The sequence below is a fragment of the Pseudomonadota bacterium genome (assembly GCA_040752895.1).
Lineage (GTDB): Bacteria > Pseudomonadota > Alphaproteobacteria.
The window spans coordinates 271,583-296,343 of the sequence record JBFMHN010000001.1 but is presented as its reverse complement, the minus strand read 5'-3'; the positions used below and the strand labels follow the sequence as shown (position 1 = coordinate 296,343).

Here is a 24,761-nt window from a genome sequence, read left to right as displayed (position 1 = left end):
AAGCTGGCCACCGGCTTTATGGACCGCCGCCGAGAAGATGCCTTAAGATGGACGCCATGGAAAACCAAGCCCCGATGACGATTTCAGGAAACGCCGCCCGCCGCATAGCCGAGCTCGTCACCAAGGAAGCGGGTGACGGCTATATGCTCCGCATCGCCGTCACCGGCGGCGGCTGCTCGGGCTTCCAATACAATTTCACCTTCGACAACGTCACCAGCGACGACGACACCGTGATCGCGCAAAACGGAATCCGGGTCGTGATCGACAGCATCAGCCGCGAATACCTGGCCGGCGCCGAGGTGGACTTCGTCGAAGACCTGGTCGGCTCGGCCTTCGCGATCCGCAACCCCAACGCGACTACCTCCTGCGGCTGCGGCAATTCCTTCTCGGTCGGCTAGGCCCGGCTTCCCCACCGAGACTCGCCGATCCAACCGGGAAATGGTCCGGGGCGGATGGGCGCTGGCCGGCCAAAAAACGCCTCCGCCCAGAACAACCTTGGCAGCATCATTCGCCGCCCGGTTATCTTCCGATATCATGCGGGCCAGTCGAAGGATCGTATGGGGAAAGCCGGTGCACGATGACAAAAACTAGCTATTTTGTCTGCCAAATATGTGGAAAGTCGAAGCGCGCCGCCGAGATGATTCCCGCAGAATTGATTCGGGAAGCCATCGTCGCGCAGATTCGCCCGAACCATCCCGACTGGTCGGCTGGCGGTTATATTTGCCGAACCGACCTTAACCAGTTCCGGGCGGCCGCCATCCGATCGCTTCTAGAGCAGGAGAAAGGTGAACTCTCCGTCATCGAACGCGACGTGGTCGAAAGCCTCAGGCAGCACGAGCTTCTGTCCACCAACGTCGCCGACGATTTTCAGAAGAATCGGACCACGGGCGAAATTTGGTCCGACCGGCTCGCTTCCTTTGGCGGAAGCTGGCGGTTTATTCTCATATTTTTCGGCGTCATGCTGCTATGGGTGACAATCAACAGCATCGTCCTCTTGGCGCGCCCCTTCGATCCTTATCCTTTCATTCTCCTCAACCTGCTTCTTTCATGCTTGGCTGCTGTCCAGGCGCCGATCATCATGATGAGCCAGAACCGTCAGGAGGCGAAGGATCGCATGCGGTCGGTGAACGACTATCAAGTGAATCTCAAGGCGGAACTCGAGATCCGGCAACTCCACGAAAAAATCGACCATCTCCTGTCAAGCCAATGGGAGCGGCTGGTAGAGATTCAGCAGATTCAGATCGAACTCATGGACGAGGTGGCGAAACGCCGCCCGTGAGATGGCCGGAGGAACGAATCGGCATGGGGTCCTTGGATGGACCGCCAGCGAAATTTAAATAAAAAGAATATGATAGATTCAAAATGAAGATCGCCTCCTGGAACGTCAATTCCGTCAAGTCGCGGCTGCCTCACCTCCTCGACTGGCTGAAGGCCGTGAAGCCGGACGTCGTTTGCCTCCAGGAAATCAAGACCGTCGAAGAAAACTTCCCCCGCCTCGAGATCGAGGCGGCCGGCTACCAGGCCGCCGTGGTCGGCCAGAAGGCCTATAACGGCGTCGCCATCCTTTCCCCGCACCCCATCGAGGTGCTGGAACGGCGGCTGCCCGGCGACAAGGCGGACGACCAGGCCCGCTATCTCGAAGCGCGGATCAAGGGCGTGCGCATCGCTTGCCTCTACCTTCCGAACGGCAACCCGGTCGGTTCCGAGAAATTCGATTACAAGCTGCGTTGGCTCGACCGCCTGAAGCGCCACGCCGACGCGCTTTTAAAAACCGAGGAGGCCTTCGTGCTGGCCGGCGATTTCAATGTGATCCCGGCTGGGGAAGACGTGTTCGACCCCAAGGGCTGGGAGGGGGACGCGCTTTACCACACCCGTTCGCGCGCCAAATTCCGCACCCTTCTTTTTTCAGGGCTGACCGACGCCTTCCGGGGGCTGCACCCGGAGAAACTCGCCTTCACCTATTGGGACTACCAGGGCCGCGCCTTCGACCGGGACTTGGGCCTTCGCATCGACCACCTGCTGCTTTCGCCCCAGGCCGCCGACCGCCTTCTCGCCTGCGACATCGACAAGCGGCCAAGGGCCAAGGAAAAGCCCTCGGACCACACGCCGATCTGGTGCGAGCTTGAAGATCAGATGTCGGCGTAGGCGCGTTTTTCCGCCTTGGCGCCGGGATGTGTCACCGCCCCCTTTACCGCGTCGCCCACCGTTTGCGCGTAGCGCCAGAGCGCGCCGGATCCGAGATTCGGCGCCCTGGGTTTCCACGCCTCGCGGCGCTTGGCAAGTTCGGCGTCCGAAAGCGCGACATCGATCGTCCCTTTTTCGGCGTCGATGGCGATCACGTCACCGTCCTTGAGAAGTGCTATCGGCCCGCCTATGGCGGCCTCCGGCCCGACATGGCCGATGCAGAACCCCCGCGTCGCGCCCGAGAAACGGCCGTCCGTGACGAGGGCGACCTTGTTCCCCATGCCTTGCCCGTAAATAGCCGCCGTGGTCGCCAGCATCTCGCGCATGCCAGGGCCGCCGCGCGGGCCTTCGTAGCGAATGACGAAAACCTCGCCTTCCTTGTAATCGCGCCTTTCAACGGCCGCGAAGGCGTCCTCCTCGCAGTCGAAGCAACGGGCCGGCCCCCGGAATTCCAGCTTCGTCATGCCGGCAATCTTCACGATGGCGCCTTGCGGCGCGAGGTTGCCCTTGAGGCCGACCACACCGCCGGTCGGCGACAGTGGCTTCGCGGTCGGCCGTACGACGTCCTGATCCGTCGGGAAGACGACGTCCTTCAGGTTTTCGGCGACCGTCTTGCCGGTGACCGTCAGGCACTCGCCGTGGAGGAAGCCGCCTTCGAGCAGCGCCTTCATCAGGACCGGCACGCCGCCGATTTCATAAAGGTCTTTCGCGACGTACTTGCCGGCGGGTTTCAAGTCCGCGATGTAGGGCGTCTTGCGGAAAATTTCGGTGACGTCTTCCAGGTTAAAATCAATACCGGCTTCGTTCGCCATCGCCGGAAGGTGAAGCCCGGCATTCGTCGAACCGCCGGAAGCGGCGACGACCCGGGCGGCGTTCTCGAGCGCCTTCCTGGTCACGATGTCGCGCGGACGGATTTTCTCCCGCAGCAAGCGCATGACGACCTCGCCGCTTTTCTCGGCAAAGGCGTCGCGGGAATCGTAAGACGCCGGCATTCCGGCCGAGCCGGGCAGCGCGAGGCCGATCGCCTCCGACACGCAGGCCATCGTGTTGGCTGTGAACTGGCCGCCGCAGGAGCCGGCCGAGGGGCAGGCGACGCATTCCAGCGCGTGGAGGTCTTCTGCCGACATATTGCCCGCGCTGAAGGAGCCGACCGCCTCGAAGACGTCCTGAATGGTGACGTCGCGGCCATGGAAATGCCCCGGCAGAATCGTGCCGCCGTACATGAAAACGGACGGCACGTTGAGCCTTAACATTCCCATCATGATGCCGGGCAGCGACTTGTCGCAGCCGGCAAGCCCGACCATCGCGTCGTAGCAATGCCCGCGCATCGTAAGCTCGCAGGAATCGGCGATCACCTCGCGGCTGATAAGAGAGGACTTCATTCCCTCGTGCCCCATCGCGATGCCGTCGGTCACCGTGATCGTCGTGAATTCCCTGGGCGTGCCGCCGGCGGCCTTGACGCCTTTCTTCACGGCTTCGGCCTGGCGATGCAGCGTGATGTTGCATGGCGCCGCCTCGTTCCAGCTCGTCACGACGCCGACGAAAGGCTGCGCGATTTCCTCCTCCGTCAAGCCCATCGCGTAATAGAAGGCGCGGTGCGGCGCGCTTTCCGGCCCGACCGAAACGTAACGGCTTGGCAATTCCTTTTTCGTATCGAATGTGCGGGTCATGGTTGCGTCCCTCCCCTGCCCGAGCTTGCCTCGCGGCATTCTAGCCCCGGGATGGCGTTCATGCGAGCCAGCTTCGCTTCTTGGCGCGCTGGCTTGCGGCTTCGGCCAAGCGCTCGCGTTGCTCGGCCACAACTTCCTCCGGCGCTTTTTCAAGAAATTCCGGATTCCGAAGTTTCTTCTCGATTTTTGCCACCTCGCCGTCCAGCGCCCGAAGTTCCTCTGCGATACGTTTCTTCTCGGTGTCCACCTCAATGGCCTGGCCCGGATAGACGCGGACCGTCGCCTCGTCGAGCACGAAGGAAATGGCGCCACCCGCCCCCGCTTCTACCCGGCTGAACACGTTCAGGCCGGCAAGGGTCTGGATGATAGCTTCGTGCGCCTGCATGCGAGCCTGTGTGGTTGCGTTTGCCCCTTCGATGCCAACCGATATCTTCTCCTTCGGCGGCACGCGAAATCCCGACCGGATCGAACGGATCTCCGTCACCAGCCGCAGGACCCAATCGATCTCCGCCACCGCCACCGGGTCAACCAAACCACGGTCCAGGTCTGGCCAGCCCTCGAGGATCAGCAGGCGTTCCCGTTTTCCCGTCTTCTGCCAGAGCTCTTCGGTGATGAAGGGCATGATCGGGTGCAGGAGGTGCAGCAACTGGTCGAACGCCCAGGCGGTCGTAGCGCGGGTTTCCCTTATCGCCGCTTCGTCCTTCCCGTTCAGCAGCGGCTTGGTGAATTCGAGATACCAGTCACAGAAGGTGCCCCAGATAAACTGGTAGAGCGCCGCCGCCGCCTCGTTGAAGCGAAAGGCCGCAAGCGCCTTCTCGATGGTTTCGCTCAACCCCACGACGCCGCCGATGATCCAGCGGTTGACGGTGAGCCTGGCGTCTTTCGGATCGAAGGCCGGATCGGGGCGGCATTCCGCCAATTGGCAATAGCGCGCCGCGTTCCAGAGCTTCGTCGCGAAGTTGCGGGAGCTCTCGACGCGCCCTTCCGAAAGTTTGACGTCGCGGCCGGGCGAAGCAAGCGCCGTCAGCGTGAAGCGAAGCGCGTCGCAGCCGTATTTTTCGATCAACTCCAGGGGGTCGATGATGTTGCCCTTCGACTTCGACATCTTCTGGCCCGACGCGTCGCGGACAAGGGCGTGGATGCAGACGGTGCGGAACGGCACCTCTCCCATGAAGTGCAGACCCATCATCATCATCCGCGCGACCCAGAAGAAAATGATGTCGAAGCCGGTGACGAGGACATCCGTCGGGTAATAGCGCCGAAGCTCGGGCGTCGTTTGAGGCCAACCGAGCGTCGAGAACGGCCACAGCGCGGAAGAGAACCACGTATCCAGCACGTCGGGGTCGCGGGTGAGCGCGGTTTCCTTTCCGTAACGCTTCGCCGCATCAGCCTTGGCCAAGGCTTCCGTTTCCTCGACGAAGATTTCGCCGTCCGGCCCGTACCAGGCCGGCACTTGGTGTCCCCACCAGATCTGGCGCGAGACGCACCACGGCTGGATATTCCGCATCCACTCGAAATAGGTGTTCTCCCAATGCTTCGGAACGAAGACGGTCTTGCCTTGCTCGACCGCCTCTATCGCGGGCTTCGCAAGCTTCGCCGCATCCACGAACCACTGGTCCGTGAGGTAGGGCTCGATGACCGTGCCGGAGCGGTCGCCATGTGGGACGACGTGGGTATGGTCCTCGATGCGCTCCAGGAGGCCGAGCTTTTCTATCTCGGTTAGGATTTTCTCGCGGGCCGCAAAGCGGTCGAGGCCGCGGTAGGCCGGAGGCGCTTCTTCGTTCAGGCGGGCGTGAGGATCGAAAATATTGATCCTCGGCAGGTCGTGGCGGCGGCCGACTTCAAAATCGTTGAAGTCGTGGGCCGGCGTGATCTTGACCGCACCGCTTCCCATCCCAGGGTCCGCGTAGGCATCAGCCACGATCGGGATCGGGCGGTCGGCGATCGGCAGAAGGACGCGCTTACCAACCAGATGGCGGTAGCGGTCGTCCTCGGGATGCACGGCGACGGCGGTGTCGCCCAGCATCGTCTCGGGCCGGGTGGTCGCGACGACGATATGGCCGGAGCCGTCCTCCAGGGGATAACGGAAATGCCAGAGATGGCCCTTGGTTTCCTTTTGCACCACTTCGAGATCGGAGATCGCGGTCAAAAGCTCGCAATCCCAATTGACGAGGCGCTTGTCCCGGTAAAGGAGGCCTTCCCGATGAAGCGCCACGAAAACCTTTGTCACGGCGGCCGAAAGCCCTTCGTCCATCGTGAAGCGTTCCTTCGCCCAATCCGGCGAGGCGCCGAGGCGGCGCAGCTGGCGCGTGATGGTGCCGCCGGATTCCTTCTTCCATTCCCAGACGCGTTCGACAAAAGCCTCGCGCCCCAAGTCGTGGCGGGTGCGCCCTTGCTTGGCCAGTTGCCGCTCGACGACAATCTGGGTTGCAATCCCGGCATGGTCGGTGCCCGGTTGCCACAGGGCATCGAACCCTTTCATCCGGTGGTAGCGCGTGAGGATGTCCTGAAGCGTATGGTTGAGAGCGTGCCCCATGTGCAGGCTGCCGGTCACGTTCGGCGGCGGCATCACGATTGTGAAGGGGGGCTTCGTCGAGTCCGTATGAGCCGCAAAGGCGCCAGCCTCTTCCCATTCCCGATAGCGCCGGTCTTCGACCGCCTTGGGGTGATAGGTTTTGTCCAGCTCGCTCATTTTTCCGGTGCGTTTCCTCGCGGCTCAAGCAAAACGAGGGTATGCCACGGGACGCCGCGACCAAGGTAGTCCAAATTGCCTAAAGTCAGAGTTCTTCGGCCCGGCGAGCGGCGCGCTCAACTTCTTTGCGCACCAGTTTTTCGGTAATCGTCGGCAAGTTCTGGTCGAGCCATTCCTTGAGCATCGGGCGCAGCAGTTCCTTGACGATATCCTCGAGGGTCTTGTCGGCGGTGGCGTATAGCCGGGTTCCCGGTCCGCCTTCTCTCGTAACGGCCTTTGTGAGCGCGCTGAAGGATTGGGTGGCGGCGGTTACCGTCGCATCGGAAAGCAGTGAATCGGCAGCGGCGGCAGCCGGCGATGGGGCCGCTTCCGTATCTCGAAGCTCAAGCTCGGTATTATCCACCGGCGCTTTTTCTCGGCGTTCTTCGTGTTCGTCTGCCTTTGCCGTCATCTCCACCTTCGGTTCTTTTCCTTCCGCAAGGTTCACAACTTTACCGTCGTCTGCAACCATCTGGGTCAGTTCCAAGACGTCGGCGTCCTCCGCCTCCGGAGCGTCTCTACCCGCCTCCCCGGCTTCCACGGCCAAGGCAGGGGGTGCCTTTGCCAAGGGTGCTTCTGGCGCGCCTTCTTCATCCTCGGAAATGATTCTCCGGATGGAAGAGAGAATCTCCTCCATCGAGGGTTCTTCATGTTCTACGGCGGCGAGTTCGTTTTCCGGATTTTTCGTCATCCACCCATACCTAACCGTCCACGACCGGCCAAGCCATAACCGATCCTGGAAAAGAATAGGTTAACCCTAAGCCAGTTCCGGAAAAAACGCCAGAATAAGAAGCCACTAAGAGGGGGCGGCGGCCTAATCGGAACCGCCGCCGAAGCCTATCCACTGCCCGCGCACCGCGTCGTAATGCTGGTTTACGTCATAGATTTTAACCGGAAGATTGAGGGCCTGCGCCGTCAGCGTACCCATGGCGGACCGGAGCCGAAAATCCGCCACGAAGGCATCCCGTCGAGACCGAGCCAAGGATACCTTCGCGTCCAAAAGTTCCTGCTCGGCATCCAGAACGTCGAGCACGGTGCGCGAACCAACCAGCGCTTCCTGATGCACCCCTTCAAGCGCAATGGCCGATGCTTCGATCTGGGCCTGGCGGGAAATAATCGAGGCACGCGTAGCTTGCAGGTCGGACCAGGCGCGGGTGGCATTTTCCGTCGCGGTGCGGCGGGCCTCTTCAACCTGGGTCCGCCGCTGGCTTGCCACTTCGCGCGCTTCGCGCAGGCGCGAATAGACCGAGCCGGCCTGGTAGATGGGGATGGTGAGGCGGGCGCTCACCGTTGCCCGCTCCGTATCGTCGACGGTTGAAAACTGTTCCTTGGATTTGTTGAATTCGCTGTTTAGCGAGACCGTCGGCAGCAGCTCGCCTTCCACCAGGTTAACACTTTGCTGGGCCGATTTTTCGTCAAACTCGGCCGCCACGACGCCCGGAAATTGAACGGAAGCGTAGCGAATCGCCTCGTCCTGGGATTTCGGTAGGTTACCCAAGGGTACCGGTTCAACCAGCTTGCCCGGTGGGGCGCCGATCACGCGCATATAGACCGCCCGCGAAGCCGCCAGATTCCCTTCCGCCCGGATGCGGTCGGCGCGGGCCCCGGCAAGTCTGGCTTCGGCCTGAGCGACGTCGGTTCGCGTAATCTCGCCGACCGCAAAGCGATCGTTCGCCGCTTCCATCTGGCGACGGAGGATCTGCTCGTTGTTAATATTCAACTCGACGACCGCTTGGTCCCGCTCGACATCCAGGAAAGCCGTGGCCGCGTCGAGCAGCACCTCCGCCTCGACGACCCGAAGGCGCGCGCGCTCGGCCTGCACCCGGTTCTCGGCTTCGCGTGTGCCATAGATCGTGCGTCCCCCACGGAAAAGCGGCTGCGAAACCGTGACGCCAACGCTTGACGGTGTGCGGTACTGCGTGCCCTGCGACTGGGCAAAGAGATTGCCTTCCACCCGCGTCCGCCCGATCTCCCCATTGGCCATGATGGTCGGACGCCACCCCGCCTCGGCCTGCGGCACGGCTTCGTCGGTCGCCCGCAACTGAACGCGTTTTGCCTGCAAGGTCGGGTTGTTCTGATAGGCAGCGGCAAGCGCCTGTTCTATCGTTTGGGCGGCAACCGAAGTTCCATCGCTGAAAATCAGAAACAGAATAAGAAAAAAGGCATAAGCCCTTAAGATTCTTTGGACTGCCCCGATCAATTTCCGCTCCCTAGATTTCGAATCGTCGCCGGCAAAGAGTGATCTATGTAAATTTACAAGTAAATATAAACATAAATAGCGCTAGAAAACAAACTCTTCCTTGGCTTCGAATCCGGGCAAGAAAGGGGTTGCCGCATCGAAAATCGCCCGACAGCCGATGCCGCCCTTGCTTCGGGTCATGACGATGCCGCGGCCAACCCCGCCCTTCTCGGCCAGAACGCTAACCAGCCGCCCGCCTTCCTTCAGCTGTGCCTGGATCGCATCCGGCACGGCAGCGACGGCGCCGTCGAGAAAAATAACGTCGAAGGGGGCTTCGGTCGGACAGCCCTCTCCAAGGGGGCCTTCGATGACGGCCACGTTGTCGCAACCGAGCTTGGCCAGAAGTTCGCCCGCCGTAGCCACGAGGGTCGGGTTCGCTTCCACCGCCACAACGGTGCCGGCAAGTCGCGAGAGGACGGCGGCGGAATAGCCGGCGCCGCACCCGATAGCGAGCACGACGTCTTCAGGGCCGATCTCGGCGATCTGCAGGAGCCGGCCCAGCACCATCGGCTCCATCAAGTATCGCCCGCCGCCCAGCGGCAGATCTTCGTCGATATAGGCGACGCTCTGATAGTTGGGTGGAACGAAACGCTCGCGCGGCAGCTCAAGCATGGCCGCAAGAATGGCGGGATCGGCGACCTGGTTTGGCCGCAGTTGGCAATCCACCATGTTCCTTCGTGCTGTGGAAAAATCCATCGTTTCTGCTCTCGATCCACGAGGTTGGGAAAATGGTTATACTTTCCGGCCGTCCATCGCACAACGGCGCTCGAAAACGGGCCTTCCCGGAGAAGGCCCCTTGCTTGACCGTCCTTTGGCCAGGGCCTATATCTCTGCCCCTCTCCAAGACGTTCAAGCCAAGACGTTCGAGGCCGGGGACTGGCGCGGTGGGAGAGTGGTTATCCAGCAGACTGCAAATCTGCGTACGCCGGTTCGATCCCGGCCCGCGCCTCCAGCGCTCGATGACAAAGGGAAGATCAGGCGCTCACAAAAACCTGGCCGTAGGACGAAACCCCATAAGGCACCAGATAAGTCAGCCTGCCAAAACGTCTATCTTAGCCAAACGACAAGGCTGATCGGACGCTGGCAAGGCGAAGGCAGCTCTGCTATATAGCGCCTTGATACGGTGAGGCCTTTCGTTCGGCCGGCCGCGTGATCCCCGGTAGCTCAGTTGGTAGAGCAAGCGGCTGTTAACCGCTAGGTCGTTGGTTCGAGTCCGACCCGGGGAGCCAATTTTCCGGAAGGGCCGGCTGAGCCGGCTGGCCCTTCCTTTTCCATCAAAAGCTGCGACAATCCCTTGACCCTGCCCCGTGGCCCTGCGCAACGGACAAAACCATGCGTCGGAGGAAAAATCCACAGTCGAAGACCGTCCTGTTGGGCGTTCTGCTGCTTGGCGGGGCCGGTTTTCTTCTTTTGATCGGCCGGCTTGGCTTCGAGGCCGTGAAAGACCGCGCCGCGCTTGTTCAACGCGACGTTGCCACGCCCGTCCTTGTTCACGAAGACGCCTTGCCTTGCGAGCCCCGGCGCAACTGTCGGGAAATTACACTCGTCGTTCCCGGCCACGCGCAGGTACGAATCTCGCTCAGTCTGCCAGCGACGATCCCCGAAGGCGGCGTGCCAAGCGTCGTTCTGCTCGGCGGCTTCGATATCGGCATGCGGAGCATTTACGAGGTGCCAAACGCCGGCGCCAACGCGGTCATCGGCTACGACTATCCTCTCGATCGCGATCTTTGGTACGAAGCCGGCTGGCTCAAGCGCGTCTTTGTCGCCCGCACCGCCGTCCGCGAGGTACCGGCCCATGTCCTTTCCATCCTGCGCTGGACCCGCGCGCAGGCCTGGTCGGACGGACGGGCAAGCTTGCTGGGCTTTAGCCTCGGCGCGCTTTTTCTGCCGGCCGCCCACCACATGGCCGCCTTGCACGGCGAGGCCGTCGGCCCCTCGGTCATCGCCTATGGCGGTGCCGACCTTGCCCCCATCCTGGGCGTCGCCCTCGCCGGCGAGCCCGGCTGGAAGCGGGTTCCGCTTACCGCGCTTGCCCTTTTCTTCCTTCGCGACCTCGAACCCGCCTATCATTTGCCGAAACTCAAGGGCGAATTCCTGCTGATCAACGGCAACGGCGACCGGCGCATGCCGGCGGAGACGGTCGAGCGGCTGCAACGGTTGACGCCGCAGCAAAAAACCATCGTCACGCTCGATTCCGATCACATGATGCCCGGCAACCAAGCCCTGATGGATAGGATCGTGGACATAAGTCGCCGTTGGCTTATCGAGCGCAAGGCCGTCAACGGCTAGATCCGGCGGCCGCCCTGCAAAGGTAAAAAACGCACCTCCAGCACGGCCCGCTTGCGCATGGCGCCGGTCAGGTCTTTCTCGACGATGGTCAATTGCTGCATGCCGTTCGAAGGACCGAGGGGGATCACCATGCGGCCGCCGGGCTTTAATTGCGCCAACAACGGCAGCGGCAGATGATCTACCGCTTCCTTGACGAGAATGGCATCGAACGGCCCCCGTTCCGGCCAGCCGAAATAGCCGTCCCCAGCCCGAATTTCAACGTTCCGAACGCCCTGGTTTTTCAGGATGGCGGCCGCCTTCTCGGCAAGCGGTTCAATGACCTCGACGCTGTAAACCTGGCGGCAAAGCTCGCCCAGGATCGCCGCGTGGTAACCGGCACCCGTGCCGGTCTCGAAAACGACGTCGTCGGGGGTCACCTCCGCTAAATCCGTCATCAGGGCCACGAGAAAGGGGGTCGAGATGTTCTGGCCGTGGCCCAAGGGTATCGGCACGTCGTGGTAGGCAACAGCCTGAAGTTGCGGCGGCACGTAGAGATGGCGCGGCACGTTGGCGATGGCCGCCATCACCCGCCGATCGAGGATGGAAACGCCGGTTTCCGGCGCCGCGAGAAAGGCCCGCTCGTCGATGCGCAAGGTCAACGCCTGGCGAAACGCCAGATAATAGTCCGCGGTGTCCGCCCCAAGGGCCAGCGTCATCAAAAACAAAAGCGCGGCAAGGTTGTTTGTTCGGAAGCCTACCTTCGCCATCGGTGTTCTTTATTGAAAAATGTTAAATAAAAACAAGCGATATCAATATAATAATAAGATTTTCTAATATATTAATTTAGAAATAAATCGGCGGCAGCTTGCAGCCGCCGTATGAGCAGTGGAGCCAACGCCAACGCGAATGTTAGCATCCCCACATGCGCGGTTGGCATTGGATTTTTCTGTTTTTCGCCCTTCTTTACACGGCGGGGCCATTGCTTGCCTGGGCGACCCTGGATCTCGGCTTCGAAACGAATTGGCGGGCGACGAACCGGGAAAGCGTCGGCATCGCGCCGGACCCCGCCAAAACGCCGGAAGCCGTTCTCCAGGTTTACGCAGCACGCGCCTTTTCGTGGCGGGGTATTTTCGGAGTCCACAGCTGGATCGCCATCAAACCGCCGGAGGCCGGGGCCTTTACCGTTTATCAGGTGATTGGCTGGCATCGGTTTTTCGACAAGCCCGTCCTGTTTGTGAAGAAGGACTTGCCCGACCGGCGTTGGTACGGCCAGGCGCCAGAAATCCTGCTTGATCTGCGCGGCAAGCCGGCCGAGGTGGTGCTGGAGAAGGTAAAAGCCGCGATCGCGGCCTATCCCTACTCCGACGACTACCGTATGTGGCCGGGGCCGAACAGCAACACCTTCACGGCCTATGTCGGAAGGGCCGTGCCGGAACTCGGCCTGCGTCTGCCGCCCACCGCCATCGGCAAGGACTATTTGGGCAATAGCGCCTTCCTCGCCGCCGCTCCCAGCGGAACCGGCTACCAGTTTTCCCTGTTCGGGATGGTGGGTGTCCTGTTCGCCGAAGGGGAAGGATTCGAGATGAACCTTCTGGGTTTAAGCGCCGGCTTCGATCCCTTCCATCCCGCCCTTCTGTTACCGGGCATGGGCCGCATCGCGCTGGCTGGCGTGCAGGTACAGGCAAAAAACGAATAGCCGTTGAGACGACGTAAAAATTCGCCTAGAGTCCTATTGTAAAAATATACAAGCTATTCAAATAGATATGGATAATTCAGGGAGAGGAGACCGGCATGGCGCCGCCGAAGCCCGGGCAACGCGATAGCGTTACCGCCCGCATCGTCGAATTCCTTCTCGCGCGCGGGGTCGACCGCGTTTTCGGCCTTTGCGGCGGCCACATCATGCCGATCTGGGACCAAGCCGCGCGGCAGGGCATCCGCATCATCGACGTTCGCGACGAACGCGCCGCCCTGCACATGGCCCACGCCCACGCCGAACTGACCGGCAAGACGGCAGTCGCCCTCGTCACGGCGGGTCCCGGGCTGACAAACGCGATCACCGGTATCGTGAACGCCCATGTCGCGCGCGCCGCCGTCGTCGTCATTTCCGGCGTGCCGCCTCGCCCCCAGGAGCAAATGGGCGCTCTGCAAGACCTCGTGCATATCGATCTCCTGCGTTCGATCACGCGCTATACGCGAACGGTGCGCGAAGCGACCCATGTCCTTCCCGCTCTCGACGAAGCTTTCGCGCGCGCCGCCGGCGATGGCGGCGAGCCGGGTCCGGCCTATCTCGATTTCCCGACCGATCTCCTCCGCGAGACGCTGCCGGACCATCTTGTCTTCGAGGAACACCTGCGCGCCAAGCCGAAACCGGTTCTTCCCCCCGACCCGGCCGCCGTCGAAAGGGCGGTCGCGGCGCTGTGGGGCGCGAAACGGCCGCTTGTCATCTCCGGACGGGGGGCGCGAGGGGCCGGGCGTGAAGTCATCGCCCTGCTCGACGCCTTGGACGCCGTCTACCTGGATACTTCGGAAAGCCGGGGGCTGGTGCCGGACGACCATCCCGCCGTCGTCTCCTCGCTGCGCGGACAGGTGATGAACGAGGCCGATCTTGTGTTCACCATCGGACGCAAGCTCGACTTCCAGTTGGCCTATGGCTCGCCCGCTATTTTTCCGCACGCCGCTTTCGTGCGCTTGGCCGAACACGCCGCCGAACTCCGCGACAACCGGCGGGGCATTGCGGAAATCCTTGCCTCGCCCGCCTTGGCGCTCAACGCCATCGTTGCGGCGGCCGGCAACCGCAAATCCGCCGTTGACCGCAAATGGCTGGAAGGCCTGCGTGCCAAGCACGCCGAGAAACGGGAAAAATTCGCCCGCCTGCTGGCAACGGCCGAGCCGGGAAGCGACGGCCGCATGCATCCGAACCGCCTGCTCGGCATTCTTCAGGAAAAGATCGCCCCCGACGCCATCACCATCGCGGACGGCGGCGATATCCTGAGCTTCGCCCGCGTCGCCCTTTCGGCCGGCCCCTACATGGACCCGGGTGCGCTCGGCTGCCTTGGCGTGGGCGTGCCTTTCGGGATCGCCGCAGCACTTGCCCTTCCCGATCGCCAGGTTTTTGTCGTCACCGGCGACGGCGCGTTCGGCTTCAACGCGATCGAGATCGATACCGCCGTCCGTCATGGGGCGAAGGTCGTCTTCGTCATCGCCAACAACGGGGCATGGAACATCGAATGCTACGACCAGCGCGTCACCTATGACGGCCATATCGTCGGCACCGAGCTGCGCTTCTCGGACTACGCCGCCCTCGCCCGCGCCTTGGGCGCCCATGGCGAACGCGTCGAACGGCCCGAGGACTTGGGCGATGCGATCGACCGCGCCCTGAAGAACGCGCCGGCCGTCCTCGACGTGCTGGTCAGTCGCGAGGCGATCTCGGGCGACGCCAAGGCGGGTCTCGCCTGGGTGCCGGACACCCAAGCCCTCGAGGCGTGGGACAAGGTGGAACGCGACTGGCGAGAGCGCGGCGCCTAAGATAAAAATAGTTAGCGCGTTAAAAGAAATTTTCTTGGGGTCCAGGTTCCACCAGGATGCACCGGTCGCCCCGGACACCTTCGTGCTTCGCGATCCGAACGGCCTGAGATGCACCTTGAATGAGATGCACCTTGAACAAGACGGAGTGCCATATGTTTCCCGACCGGTTAATTGACGGTTACAAGAGCTTCCTCGGAGACCGCTTCGCCCGAGAGCACCAGCATTACGAGGCGCTGGCGGAGGGTGGGCAGAGCCCGGAAATCCTGCTGATTGGCTGCTGCGATTCCCGCGTTTCACCTGAGGTGATCTTCGACACACGGCCGGGCGAGCTGTTCGTGGTGCGTAACGTCGCCAATCTTGTGCCGCCCTATGAGATCAACGGCCAGTTCCATGGCACCAGCGCGGCTCTCGAATTTGCCGTGCAGGCGCTGGGCGTGAAGCATATCGTCGTGCTCGGCCATGCCCGCTGCGGCGGCATCCGCTCCTTCGCCGAAAAAAGCGCGCCGCTCTCCTCGGGTGACTTCATCGGCAAGTGGATGTCGATCATCGCGCCTGCCGCCGATACGCTGGAGGACCCGGGCGAAGAACCGAGCTCCGACTACCTCACAAAACTCGAACTCGCGGCGATCGAGCAGAGCCTGGCAAACCTAATGACCTTCGGCGCCATTCGCCGCCGGGTTGCCGAAGGCAGCCTGGAGCTTCACGGCGCCTATTTCGGCATCGCCACCGGCCGGCTGCTGGTCCGCGACCCGGAAACCAAGGCATTTGGCCCCGTGGCGCCCCCGGGACCGAACCGCCATACGCCGGTCTGAGCTTGTTCAACGCGACCTGACACAACGGTTCTGGTGGCCTTCATATAGATGTCTAGTACATTGAATAATAAACATTATTAATATTTCTTGCCATGACGGAACAGGTCGTTTATTTGTATACTGTATTCAGTAACCGGGGGTTCCTTGCGCAAGCTTCACGTCCGGCCCCATATGATGGAACAGGTCTACTCCACCATGTTGGACGCCATTTGCGACGGCCGACTCGCCCCCGGCGAGCGTCTCGCCCAGGAAAACATCGCCGAACAGTTGAACGTCTCCCGCCAGCCGGTAGGACAAGCCTTGATGCTGTTGAAAAGCCAGGGCTTCGTCTGCCGTTCCGGCCGCCGCGGTCTGATGGTTTCACCGCTTGAGGAAGACTTCGTCCGCTCCCTCTACGAATTCCGCGGCGCGCTTGATCGGCTGGCGGCGCGGCTAGCGGCCAGCCGGGCGTCTGAGGCGGACATCGCCCACGGCAAGCGGATCGTTGCCCAGGGTCAGAAGGCGATCGCCAACGGCTCGATCGCGAAGCTGATTGCCGCCGACATGGAATTCCATCGCCTGATTTACGAACTTTCCGGCAACGCAATCATCGCCGATACGATGAGTCTCTATCTCAACCATCTCCGGCGCGTCATGAGCGCCGTGCTTCGCATCGAAGGCTATGGCGAGAACGTCTGGATGGAACACGACGCCATCCTGAACGCCATCGCCGAAGGCGATGCGGAGAAGGCGGAGACCCTTGCCCAGCGGCACGTGGAAGAAGCCTCTACTTCCCTAAGGCATGTGCTGCGCAAGCAGGAACAGAAAGACGCCGCCGGCACCGACAAGGTTGCCGTGGCCCTAGCCATCCGATAAGAAACCGAACGAGGAAATCTGGGAGCACCCAACCATGAGTAAGGATTCAAAAAATATCATCCGCGTGTTGATCGCGAAGGTCGGACTGGACGGCCACGATCGCGGTGTGAAAATCGTGGCCCGCGCACTGCGCGATGCCGGAATGGACGTTATCTACACCGGCCTTCATCGCACACCGGAAGATGTCGTTCGCGCCGCTATCCAGGAAGACGTGGATATCCTGGGCGTCAGCATCCTGTCGGGCGCCCATATGACGGTGTTCCCGCGTATCATTCAACTGCTGAAAGAGAACAAGGCCGAGGACATCATCGTGACTGGCGGCGGCGTCATCCCGGATGAGGAAATCGAGGCGCTCAAGAAAATCGGGGTCAAGGAAATCCTGCTTCAGGATACCCCCCCGCAAACGATCATCGAAACGATGCACCGCCTGGTCAAGGAGCGCGGCCCGCGCTGACGGGCCCTGCGCGATGGGAGGAGAAGCCGTCATGGACATGGAATACTGGTCGTTTCCACCGAAATTCGATCCCGACTATTTGCCGGATTCGTCTTCCCCCTACTGGTTTCCGAAGCGCGAGACGATGCCGCCCGGAGACCGCGAGAAGGCGATCCTCGAACGCCTCAAGGCCGTCACCCGCTACGCCTATGAAAAATCCCCCTTCTACAAACGGAAGTGGGACGAGGCTGGCTTTCATCCCGATCAACTGAAATCCCTCGAGGACTTCGAGGACAAGGTGCCGGTGGTGACGAAAAAGGACCTGCGCGAAGCGCAGGCGCGGGCGCCGAAATTCGGCGATTATTTGTGCATCCCGGAATCCGATATCCACCACATCCACGGCACCTCCGGAACCACCGGCACGCCCACTGTCTTTGCCATCAGCCGCGGCGACTGGGACGCCATCGCAAACGCCCACGCGCGGATCATGTACGGCATGGGCATGCGCCCCGGCGACATGATTTTCGTCGCCGCCATCTTCAGCCTTTACCTGGGTTCGTGGGGCGCCTTGATCGGGGCCGAGCGGCTGCGGGCGAAGGCCTTCCCCTTCGGCGCCGGGGCAGCCGGCATGAGCGCGCGCGCCGCCCACTGGCTCAACCAGATGAAGCCAAGCGCCTTTTACGGCACGCCTTCCTTCGCGCTGCACCTGGCCGAGGTTGCCCATGACGAAGGGCTCGACCCGAGACAATTCGGCTTGAAGTGCCTGTTCTTTTCCGGCGAACCGGGCGCTTCCATTCCGGGGGTGCGCGACAGGATCAAAGAGCTGTATGGGGCAAACGTCTATGACTCCGGCTCGATGGCGGAAATGTCGCCGTGGATGAACTGCGCCGGCACGGCGGGCACCCCGGAAGGCATGCTGTTGTGGCAGGACATCGTCTATAGCGAAGTGTGCGATCCGAACACCTTCCGGCGGGTGCCTTTCGGCCAGAAGGGAACGCCCGTCTACACGCACCTCGAACGCACCTCGCAGCCGATGATCCGCCTGCTGTCCGGCGATCTGACGGAATGGCGGTACGACGGCCCGGCACCTTGCGGCCGGACCTACCCGCACCTGCCGCACGGCATTTTCGGCCGCATCGACGATCAGTTCACGATTCGCGGAGAGAACATCTACCCAAGCGAAATCGATGCCATTCTCAACAAGACCGCAGGCTATGGCGGCGAACACCGCATCATCGTAAGCCGCGAAGGCTCCATGGACGAGCTGCTCGTCCGCGTGGAAGCCCTGCCGGAAGTCCACGACCGCGGCGAACAAGCCCTCGGCGCCTTCCGAACCAAGATCGCCGAAAACTTGCAGCGCACCCTCGGCGTGCGCACGAAGGTCGAGGTCGTGCCCCTGAATTCGATTCCGCGGACGGACTTCAAGGCCCGCCGAGTGATCGACGACCGCAAGGTCTTCCAGGAAATGCAGCAGAAAATATCGGGCGGATCATGAACCGATGAGCGCTGTCCCCTCCCAAGAGCTTGTCGAAAAGGTGCTGGCCGCCGACACCGTGGCGGTCGCCCGCATGATCACGCGCGCGGAAGCCGGTCAGGAGGAATGCCGGCCGGCTCTGGCCAAAATCTATCGCCACACCGGCAAGGCCCACATCGTCGGCATTACCGGCGTTCCCGGCAGCGGCAAGTCGACCCTCATGGGAAAGCTTATTGCAACCATCCGCCAATCCGGCAGCAAGGTCGCCGTCATCGCCATCGATCCCTCCAGCCCCTTCTCCGGCGGCGCCATCCTTGGTGACCGCATCCGGATGAGCGAACTTGCCGGCGACAAGGGAGTCTTTATTCGCAGCATGGCGACGCGAGGCAATCTCGGCGGGCTGGCACGGGCCACGATGGACGCGGTCGACATTCTGGACGCCGCCGGCTTCGATCTCATCCTGATCGAGACGGTGGGGGTGGGCCAGGACGAGGTGGACATCGTGCAGGCGGCGCATACGACGATCGTCGTCTCCGCCCCCGGCCTTGGCGACGACATCCAGGCGATCAAAGCCGGTGTCCTTGAAATCGCGGACATTCACGTCGTCAGCAAGTGCGACCGGTCGGACGCGAATAAGACGATTTCCGATTTGAAAGGCATGATGACCTTGGGCCTGTCGGTTGCGAAGGCTTCGAACTGGCAGGTTCCGGTGATCGCGACGAGCGCCCTGAAGATCGAAGGCATCGACGAATTGGTCAAGGCAATCAAACGCCATCGACAAGCCCTTGAATCGTCGGGCGAGATCACCGAACGGAAGCGGCAAATCGCCGAACGGCGCATGCTGAAGACAGCCGAAGAACTTTTACGCGACGAGTTCCAGAAACACCGGGACGGCAAAGTTTCGGCCTTGATAAAACGGATGATGGCGCATGAAACGACCCCGTACGCAGCGGCACAAGATCTCCTCACCGAGATCCGCATGGAGGAATAGGACATGATTAACGAAAAGCAGGCCTTGGACAACATGGCGCGCGAGCAGCTCGAGCAGCAAGTAAAGGAGTGGGAGAAGGAAGAACTGGCGTCCTTCCTCAAGCGCCAGCCGGAGCAGAAGGAAGAGTTTTACACCTTCGGGAACCTGCCGGTGCAACGCGTCTACACGGCGCTCGACGTGCAGGACACCCCGCTCGAGGACATCGGCCTTCCCGGCCAGTACCCCTTTACCCGCGGCCCCTACCCCACCATGTACCGTGGCCGCACCTGGACGATGCGTCAGATCGCCGGCTTCGGCATCGCCGAGGACACCAACAAGCGATTCAAATACCTGATCGCCCAGGGCCAGACCGGCATTTCGACCGACTTCGATATGCCGACCCTCATGGGTTACGACTCGGACCACCCGATGAGCATCGGCGAGGTCGGCCGCGAGGGCGTCGCCATCGACACGCTCGCCGACATGGAGGCGCTTTACGCCGACATCGACCTCGAAAACATCTCCGTCTCCATGACGATCAACCCCTCGGCGTGGATACTGCTCGCCATGTATTACGCGCTCGGCGAGAAGCGGGGCTATGATCCGCACCGGCTTTCCGGCACGGTCCAGGCGGACATTCTCAAGGAATACATGGCTCAGAAGGAATGGATTTACCCGATCCGCCCCAGCGTGCGCCTTGTCCGCGATTGCATCACCTTCTGCGCCGAAAACATGAAGCGCTTCAATCCGATCAACATTTCCGGCTATCACATCTCGGAAGCCGGCTCCTCGCCGCTTCAAGAGATCGCCTTCACGATGGCGAACACGATTTCCTACGTGGAGGAAGTGACGAAAACCGGCTTGGATGTGGACGAGTTCGCGCCGAGGCTTGCGTTCTTCTTCGTCTGCCAGCGGGACTTCTTCGAGGAAATTGCCAAGTTCCGGGCAGCGCGCCGGGTTTATGCAAAGATCATGAAGGAACGCTTCGGCGCCAAAAAGCCGGAGTCGATGCGGCTGCGCTTCCACTGCCAAACGGCGGCGGCGACGCTGACGAAACCCCAATACAAAGTCAATGTCATCCGCACTGCGTTGCAGGCCTTGTCCGCCGTCCTGGGCGGCGCCCAAAGCCTGCACACGAACGGCATGGACGAGGCTTTCGCCATCCCCACGGAAGAGGCGATGAAGATCGCGCTCCGCACCCAGCAGATCATCGCCGAGGAATCCAACGTGACTCAAGTCATCGATCCCTTGGGCGGGTCCTATTTCGTCGAAAACCTGACCACCAAGTTCGAAAAGGAAATTTTCCGCATCCTCGACGACGTGGAGGAGCGCGGCGGGACGGTCAAACTGATCGAGGAAGGCTGGTTCCAGCGCCAGATTGCCGATTTCGCTTACGAAACGGCGATAAAGAAGGCAAGCGGCGAATACCCCTTGATCGGCGTCAACCGATTCGCCGAAAAGGACGAGAAGTTCGACATTGAGTTGCACCCTCACGATCCATCGACCGCCGAACGGCAAATCGGGCGGCTCAACCACGTCCGCAAGACGCGGGACAACGCGAAGGTTGAAAAGTTGCTGAAGGAACTCGTTGAGATCGCCAAGGACGAATCGAAGAACATCATGCCAGTCACGATCGAGCTTGTGAAGGCGGGGGCTTCGATGGGCGACATCGTCGAAACCCTGAAGAAGCTTTGGGGAACCTACCGGGAAACTCCGGTCTTTTAGGCAACCTACTGCCGCGCAAAAACAACCAACCGGCCGGGGATTTCTTCCCGGCCGGTTTTTCGTCGCCGCCTTTTCTTGCTTAGGCGGCGTTTCACAAAAGACAGAGGTTGCGAACGAGAAACCGGCCTTTTTTAGGCCGCGGAATCGGCATTTGCCGAATCTTGAAGTCGCCGGGCGCTAAGTTCCCGGTCGGATTCTGAACGAGGGACGATCCCGCGGTTGACGTTCGGCCTGGCATTTTCCCCCGCTACTCGCTTTTCCCTTCTCCCGTCACGCATTTCGGGTTGCTGGCGCGGAGCTTCTCACGGGTCGTCGCAAGAAGGTGGGCTTTCAGTTTCTCGCGATCGGCGCTCGGGGCATCGTATGTCCCTTCGCGAATCGCCGCTACCAGGCGGCGATTCAGCGCCTCCGCTTCCTGACGGGGCGTTTTGCAATCTTGAATTTCAGGTAAAGAAATTCCAACAAGTCCTTGAAGTCGCCTGCATTCTTCACGAAGCGATTCCTCTTCCGTCGCCAGATCGCGGGCCACGATCCCCATAGCGTTCGCCACCATGAGGGCAAGGTAACGCTTGGCTGGCGGGATTTCCGGCAGAAGCTCGCGCCGATAGATCGCGAGCGCCGCTTCCAGAAGCCCGGCCGAGTCGGGACGGTCCTGCATCAAGCCACCCCCTTTTCCCGCCGCTCGATGAGCGCCAGTATCTCCAACTCCATCTCTGCCGCAAGCCGGCCGGTGAGCGCAAGCTCAAGAGAGGGCAGTTCACCGCTCAAATGCCGCTCGCACTGCTGCAACGCGATGACCGCCCAGCGCACATGGGCCATGACCTCCCAGTAAGGAACGGCGGCGGCATCGATACGAAAGCCGGAAGCCTCCTCATAGGCGCGATAGAAGGGCTCGCGCGGGCCAATGCCGCCCGCTTCGCGCGCATCGGCGCCAAACCGCCAACACTTGGCGCAGAGCCAGCCGATATCCTCCATGGGATCGCTCCAATTCGCGAATTCCCAGTCGAGAAGACCGGTCAGCGCCCCTTCCGCCACCAGGTAATTGCCGGTGCGGAAATCGCGATGGCCGAGGACAAGGGCCTGCGGCGACGGCGCTTCGAGGTCAAGCCAACGGAGCGCCCATTCGAGGACGGGATGGAGGCCGGGAAGCGCTTTAAGCGCTTCCCCCATGCGGCGGGCCGTCGCCCGCGCCGGCCAAGGGTCCGGCGCGCCGAGGAAGGCAAGATCTTCGCGCGGCGGGCGGATGGCATGAAGGCGCCCGAGTTCCGTGCCCAACTGCTGGAGAAGCCCCTCGCCGTCGAGGGAGGTCTCCCGCACCAGGCGGTAGCCAGCCGCCACCCCCGGCAGGCGTTCCATAACGAAGAAATCCCGCCCGAACACGCCGGCATCCCGGCACAGGAAAAGCGGCGCCGGCACCGTGACGCCGGCCGCCTTGGCCGCCTTGAGAAGGGCGAATTCCTCTGCCCGGGAATGACTGTCGGGAAGCCTGGCGGGTGCCGTGGCGCGCAGCACCCAGGCCCGCTCGCCTTCATAAGGACCGCCCGTAAGCCGGACGTCGAGGCGCCAGTTTTCCTGGATGGCACCACCCGCAAGCGGCGTCAACGCCAGGACCGTGACCGCGGCGGCATCGGCGGCCGAGGCCAGAAAATCTTCCAGCCGCCGGTGGTTGGCGTCCGCCGTCACTCCCACGACCAGAACGCCGCCCCCTCACGGAAAAGGAACCGGGCCAGCACCATCTTGTGCACCTCGGAGGCGCCGTCAACGAGACGCGCCTGACGGGCATAGCGGTACATCCACTCCAGCGGCAGATCCTTCGAATAGCCCTTCGCGCCACAAAGCTGAAGCGCTGTATCCACCGCCTTGTGTAGGGTATCCGCCACCTGGATCTTCGCCATCGAGACTTCCTTGCGGGCAAAATCCCCCTGGTCCAGCTTCCAGGCGGCGTGAAGCGTCAACAGCCGGCCGACGGCGATCTCCTTCGCCGCCTCGCCCATCATCCACTGCACCCCTTCGTGATCGGCCAATTTCGAACCGAAACTTTCGCGCGCCTGAACGTGCGCACTGGCGATCTCCATCGCCCGCTTCGCCATCCCAAGCCAGCGCATACAGTGCGTAAGCCGCGCCCGGCCCAAACGGATTTGCGTGACTTTCAGCCCATCGCCCACTGCGAGCAGGCGGTCCTCGTCGGCAATTTTGAGTCCGTCGAAGCGAAGCTCGCAATGCCCGCCATGTTCCTCCGGTCCCAGAATGGGAATCCGGCGGACGATCTCCCAGCCCGGCTGATCGCCATGAAAGAGAAAGGCGGTGAGCCCCTTTTTCGAATCGTCCGAGGTGCGGGCAACAAGGATAAAATGCTTGGCGACCCCCGCCCCTGTTATGAACCACTTCCGCCCGCGGACGACCCATTTCGCGCCTTCCTTCGTCGCCCGGGTTTGCATGGCGCCGGGGTCGGAGCCGGCGCCCGGGGTCGGTTCCGTCATCGCGAAGGCCGAACGCGCCTCGCCGTCCACGATCGGTTGCAACCAGCGCGCCTTTTGCGCCTCTGTTCCAACCTTGTTCAAAAGAAGCATGTTACCGTCGTCGGGAGCGGCCGCATTGAAGATGACCGGCCCAAAGATTGAGCGCGCCATTTCTTCATAAAGGATGGCCAAGCCGACCATGCCAAAGCCCTGGCCACCCCTTTCCTTCGGCATCTGGAGCGCCCAAAGACCCTCGCGCTTGGCTTCCCGGCGCAACCGTTCGAGCGGGCCCTCGGCGATGTTTTCGTGCGCGTCGAAGGAGGCCGGGTCCGTCTCGAGCGGCAGAACCCGTTCCGCGACGAAGCGGCGAACGCGTGCCTGAAAATCCCGGACTTCCGGGGAGAGGGTGAAATCGACCACTGACAGCCCCTTCGGATGATGCGGAAAACCTACCTTATCTTGCGGCTTTATGGGAGCGGGATGGCGTTTCCTCTCGCCGTCAGCGGAAGACGACGGTCTTCTTCCCATAAAGGAGAACACGCCGCTCGAGGTGGTGGCGGACAGCGCGCGCCAGCACGACGCACTCGATGTCGCGGCCGATATGGACGAATTCCTCGATCGTGTCGGCGTGATCAACGCGTTCGACTTCCTGCTCGATGATCGGCCCTTCATCAAGGTCGGCCGTCACGTAATGGGCGGTGGCGCCAATCAGCTTCACGCCGCGGGCGTGGGCCTGGCGGTAGGGCTTTGCGCCTTTGAACCCCGGCAGGAAGGAATGGTGGATGTTGATGATGCGCCCCGGCAGTTTTTCGCAGAACGCCGGGCTTAGGACCTGCATGTAGCGGGCAAGGATGACGAGCTCCGCCTGATGGCTGTCAACCAGCGCCAGAATCTTCGCTTCCTGCTCGGACTTCGTCTCCCGCGTGACCGGAAGGTGATGAAAGGGAAGCCGGTGCCATGCCACAAGATCGGCCAAGTCCGGATGATTCGAGACGATCGCTGCGATTTCCATTCGCAGGGCGCCGATTCGATAACGGTAGAGAAGGTCGTTTAAACAGTGGTCAAGCTTCGAGACCAGAATGAGGACGCGCGGGCGCACTTTTTCATCATAGACGGCCCAATCCATCCGGAAGGGACCGGCGATTGCGGAAAATTGCTCGATCAATGTCGCCTGCGGCGGGCTTTCCGACCCGCGCAAGTACACCGTGCGCATGAAGAACTGGCCGGTCACCATGTCGCCGAAGTGGGAGGATTCGGCAATGAAGCAATCCTGCTTGGCGAGAAAGCCGGCGACGGCCGCAACGATGCCGGTACGATCCGGGCAGGTAATTGTGAGAATATAGCGTTCTTTACCGATATCGGCGGCCATGCCATTTCCCCTGCCGTGACTCGGGCATTTAAACTTCATCAAGGAAC

At 61.8% G+C, this 24,761-nt stretch carries 22 protein-coding genes and 2 tRNA genes; 14 read left to right on the top strand and 10 right to left on the bottom strand.

Translation table 11 applies throughout. The features are described from left to right. The first annotated feature begins 56 nt into the window (after positions 1-56). The 3 genes from erpA to xth all read left to right on the top strand — a co-directional run bounded on the left by erpA (position 57) and on the right by xth (position 2,145). The gene (gene erpA / locus AB1781_01565; protein MEW5703263.1) at positions 57-398 is read left to right on the top strand and encodes an iron-sulfur cluster insertion protein ErpA; all 342 of its coding nucleotides are present in this window, start codon (positions 57-59) and stop codon (positions 396-398) included. A 179-nt stretch (positions 399-577) separates the two neighbouring features. After that, positions 578-1,279, top strand: a complete 702-nt coding sequence (locus tag AB1781_01560) for a DUF1003 domain-containing protein (GenBank protein ID MEW5703262.1) — start codon at positions 578-580, stop codon at positions 1,277-1,279. 83 nt (positions 1,280-1,362) lie between these two features. Beyond that, entirely contained in the window at positions 1,363-2,145 is a 783-nt protein-coding gene (xth, locus tag AB1781_01555) for an exodeoxyribonuclease III (GenBank protein ID MEW5703261.1), read from the top strand. Here the strand turns inward: xth and ilvD are convergent. The 5 genes from ilvD to AB1781_01530 form a co-directional block, all read right to left on the bottom strand. Next, on the bottom strand, positions 2,130-3,854 hold the full coding sequence (gene ilvD, locus AB1781_01550; protein ID MEW5703260.1) for a dihydroxy-acid dehydratase: 1,725 nt from the start codon (positions 3,852-3,854) through the stop codon (positions 2,130-2,132). The genes xth and ilvD overlap by 16 nt on opposite strands. Before the next feature lie 58 nt (positions 3,855-3,912). Continuing rightward, entirely contained in the window at positions 3,913-6,546 is a 2,634-nt protein-coding gene (locus tag AB1781_01545) for a valine--tRNA ligase (GenBank protein MEW5703259.1), read from the bottom strand. A gap of 85 nt (positions 6,547-6,631) precedes the next feature. Further along, positions 6,632-7,276, bottom strand: a complete 645-nt coding sequence (locus tag AB1781_01540) for a DUF2497 domain-containing protein (GenBank protein ID MEW5703258.1) — start codon at positions 7,274-7,276, stop codon at positions 6,632-6,634. Positions 7,277-7,399: 123 nt separating this feature from the next. Then, positions 7,400-8,785, bottom strand: a complete 1,386-nt coding sequence (locus AB1781_01535) for a TolC family outer membrane protein (protein ID MEW5703257.1) — start codon at positions 8,783-8,785, stop codon at positions 7,400-7,402. Between the two features lie 81 nt (positions 8,786-8,866). Further along, positions 8,867-9,493, bottom strand: coding sequence for a protein-L-isoaspartate O-methyltransferase (locus AB1781_01530; GenBank protein ID MEW5703256.1), 627 nt, complete (start codon positions 9,491-9,493; stop codon positions 8,867-8,869). 209 nt (positions 9,494-9,702) lie between these two features. Here AB1781_01530 and AB1781_01525 point away from each other — a divergent pair. The 3 genes from AB1781_01525 to AB1781_01515 all read left to right on the top strand — a co-directional run bounded on the left by AB1781_01525 (position 9,703) and on the right by AB1781_01515 (position 11,113). Then, a tRNA-Cys gene (locus tag AB1781_01525) sits at positions 9,703-9,776 on the top strand. Positions 9,777-9,977: 201 nt separating this feature from the next. Beyond that, a tRNA-Asn gene (locus AB1781_01520) sits at positions 9,978-10,053 on the top strand. 103 nt (positions 10,054-10,156) lie between these two features. Further along, entirely contained in the window at positions 10,157-11,113 is a 957-nt protein-coding gene (locus tag AB1781_01515; protein ID MEW5703255.1) for a hypothetical protein, read from the top strand. Here AB1781_01515 and AB1781_01510 read toward each other — a convergent pair. Then, positions 11,110-11,859 carry a protein-L-isoaspartate(D-aspartate) O-methyltransferase gene (locus AB1781_01510; protein MEW5703254.1) on the bottom strand — a complete coding sequence of 250 codons (750 nt, stop codon included), beginning with the start codon at positions 11,857-11,859 and terminating at the stop codon, positions 11,110-11,112. The two genes, AB1781_01515 and AB1781_01510, sit on opposite strands and share 4 nt — an antisense overlap. Before the next feature lie 155 nt (positions 11,860-12,014). Between AB1781_01510 and AB1781_01505 the strand changes: the two genes are divergently transcribed. The 8 genes from AB1781_01505 (at position 12,015) to AB1781_01470 (ending at position 20,886) form a co-directional block, all read left to right on the top strand. Beyond that, on the top strand, positions 12,015-12,788 hold the full coding sequence (locus AB1781_01505; GenBank protein ID MEW5703253.1) for a DUF3750 domain-containing protein: 774 nt from the start codon (positions 12,015-12,017) through the stop codon (positions 12,786-12,788). A gap of 95 nt (positions 12,789-12,883) precedes the next feature. Beyond that, complete coding sequence (locus tag AB1781_01500; GenBank protein ID MEW5703252.1) at positions 12,884-14,617, top strand: thiamine pyrophosphate-binding protein; 1,734 nt, start codon at positions 12,884-12,886, stop codon at positions 14,615-14,617. Positions 14,618-14,769: 152 nt separating this feature from the next. Beyond that, on the top strand, positions 14,770-15,429 hold the full coding sequence (locus AB1781_01495) for a carbonic anhydrase (protein MEW5703251.1): 660 nt from the start codon (positions 14,770-14,772) through the stop codon (positions 15,427-15,429). A gap of 144 nt (positions 15,430-15,573) precedes the next feature. Next, positions 15,574-16,284 carry a GntR family transcriptional regulator gene (locus AB1781_01490; GenBank protein MEW5703250.1) on the top strand — a complete coding sequence of 237 codons (711 nt, stop codon included), beginning with the start codon at positions 15,574-15,576 and terminating at the stop codon, positions 16,282-16,284. A 34-nt stretch (positions 16,285-16,318) separates the two neighbouring features. Next, the gene (locus AB1781_01485; GenBank protein MEW5703249.1) at positions 16,319-16,738 is read left to right on the top strand and encodes a cobalamin B12-binding domain-containing protein; all 420 of its coding nucleotides are present in this window, start codon (positions 16,319-16,321) and stop codon (positions 16,736-16,738) included. Positions 16,739-16,775: 37 nt separating this feature from the next. Continuing rightward, positions 16,776-18,212, top strand: a complete 1,437-nt coding sequence (locus tag AB1781_01480) for an AMP-binding protein (protein MEW5703248.1) — start codon at positions 16,776-16,778, stop codon at positions 18,210-18,212. 4 nt (positions 18,213-18,216) lie between these two features. Further along, the gene (gene meaB / locus AB1781_01475; protein ID MEW5703247.1) at positions 18,217-19,182 is read left to right on the top strand and encodes a methylmalonyl Co-A mutase-associated GTPase MeaB; all 966 of its coding nucleotides are present in this window, start codon (positions 18,217-18,219) and stop codon (positions 19,180-19,182) included. Positions 19,183-19,185: 3 nt separating this feature from the next. Then, complete coding sequence (locus AB1781_01470) at positions 19,186-20,886, top strand: methylmalonyl-CoA mutase family protein (GenBank protein MEW5703246.1); 1,701 nt, start codon at positions 19,186-19,188, stop codon at positions 20,884-20,886. Positions 20,887-21,133: 247 nt separating this feature from the next. Here AB1781_01470 and AB1781_01465 read toward each other — a convergent pair whose 3' ends face one another. The 4 genes from AB1781_01465 to purU all read right to left on the bottom strand — a co-directional run bounded on the left by AB1781_01465 (position 21,134) and on the right by purU (position 24,714). Further along, positions 21,134-21,544, bottom strand: coding sequence for a DUF6285 domain-containing protein (locus AB1781_01465; protein ID MEW5703245.1), 411 nt, complete (start codon positions 21,542-21,544; stop codon positions 21,134-21,136). After that, entirely contained in the window at positions 21,544-22,575 is a 1,032-nt protein-coding gene (locus AB1781_01460) for a phosphotransferase family protein (protein MEW5703244.1), read from the bottom strand. The genes AB1781_01465 and AB1781_01460 overlap by 1 nt, the downstream gene beginning before the upstream one ends. Continuing rightward, positions 22,566-23,765 (bottom strand): acyl-CoA dehydrogenase family protein, encoded by a 1,200-nt coding sequence (locus AB1781_01455; protein ID MEW5703243.1) that lies wholly within the window; start codon positions 23,763-23,765, stop codon positions 22,566-22,568. Before AB1781_01455 ends, AB1781_01460 begins: the two co-directional genes overlap by 10 nt. 79 nt (positions 23,766-23,844) lie before the next feature. Beyond that, positions 23,845-24,714 (bottom strand): formyltetrahydrofolate deformylase, encoded by an 870-nt coding sequence (gene purU / locus AB1781_01450; GenBank protein MEW5703242.1) that lies wholly within the window; start codon positions 24,712-24,714, stop codon positions 23,845-23,847. Positions 24,715-24,761: the final 47 nt, after the last annotated feature.

Bases quoted from the DNA above. Each gene is read 5' to 3' on its own strand.
- erpA (MEW5703263.1), top strand. From the start codon at position 57: ATGGAAAACCAAGCCCCGATGACGATTTCAGGAAACGCCGCCCGCCGC.
- AB1781_01560 (MEW5703262.1), top strand. From the start codon at position 578: ATGACAAAAACTAGCTATTTTGTCTGCCAAATATGTGGAAAGTCGAAG.
- xth (MEW5703261.1), top strand. From the start codon at position 1,363: ATGAAGATCGCCTCCTGGAACGTCAATTCCGTCAAGTCGCGGCTGCCT.
- ilvD (MEW5703260.1), bottom strand. From the start codon at position 3,854: ATGACCCGCACATTCGATACGAAAAAGGAATTGCCAAGCCGTTACGTT.
- AB1781_01545 (MEW5703259.1), bottom strand. From the start codon at position 6,546: ATGAGCGAGCTGGACAAAACCTATCACCCCAAGGCGGTCGAAGACCGG.
- AB1781_01540 (MEW5703258.1), bottom strand. From the start codon at position 7,276: ATGACGAAAAATCCGGAAAACGAACTCGCCGCCGTAGAACATGAAGAA.
- AB1781_01530 (MEW5703256.1), bottom strand. From the start codon at position 9,493: ATGGTGGATTGCCAACTGCGGCCAAACCAGGTCGCCGATCCCGCCATT.
- AB1781_01515 (MEW5703255.1), top strand. From the start codon at position 10,157: ATGCGTCGGAGGAAAAATCCACAGTCGAAGACCGTCCTGTTGGGCGTT.
- AB1781_01510 (MEW5703254.1), bottom strand. From the start codon at position 11,859: ATGGCGAAGGTAGGCTTCCGAACAAACAACCTTGCCGCGCTTTTGTTT.
- AB1781_01505 (MEW5703253.1), top strand. From the start codon at position 12,015: ATGCGCGGTTGGCATTGGATTTTTCTGTTTTTCGCCCTTCTTTACACG.
- AB1781_01500 (MEW5703252.1), top strand. From the start codon at position 12,884: ATGGCGCCGCCGAAGCCCGGGCAACGCGATAGCGTTACCGCCCGCATC.
- AB1781_01495 (MEW5703251.1), top strand. From the start codon at position 14,770: ATGTTTCCCGACCGGTTAATTGACGGTTACAAGAGCTTCCTCGGAGAC.
- AB1781_01485 (MEW5703249.1), top strand. From the start codon at position 16,319: ATGAGTAAGGATTCAAAAAATATCATCCGCGTGTTGATCGCGAAGGTC.
- AB1781_01480 (MEW5703248.1), top strand. From the start codon at position 16,776: ATGGAATACTGGTCGTTTCCACCGAAATTCGATCCCGACTATTTGCCG.
- meaB (MEW5703247.1), top strand. From the start codon at position 18,217: ATGAGCGCTGTCCCCTCCCAAGAGCTTGTCGAAAAGGTGCTGGCCGCC.
- AB1781_01470 (MEW5703246.1), top strand. From the start codon at position 19,186: ATGATTAACGAAAAGCAGGCCTTGGACAACATGGCGCGCGAGCAGCTC.
- AB1781_01465 (MEW5703245.1), bottom strand. From the start codon at position 21,544: ATGCAGGACCGTCCCGACTCGGCCGGGCTTCTGGAAGCGGCGCTCGCG.
- purU (MEW5703242.1), bottom strand. From the start codon at position 24,714: ATGGCCGCCGATATCGGTAAAGAACGCTATATTCTCACAATTACCTGC.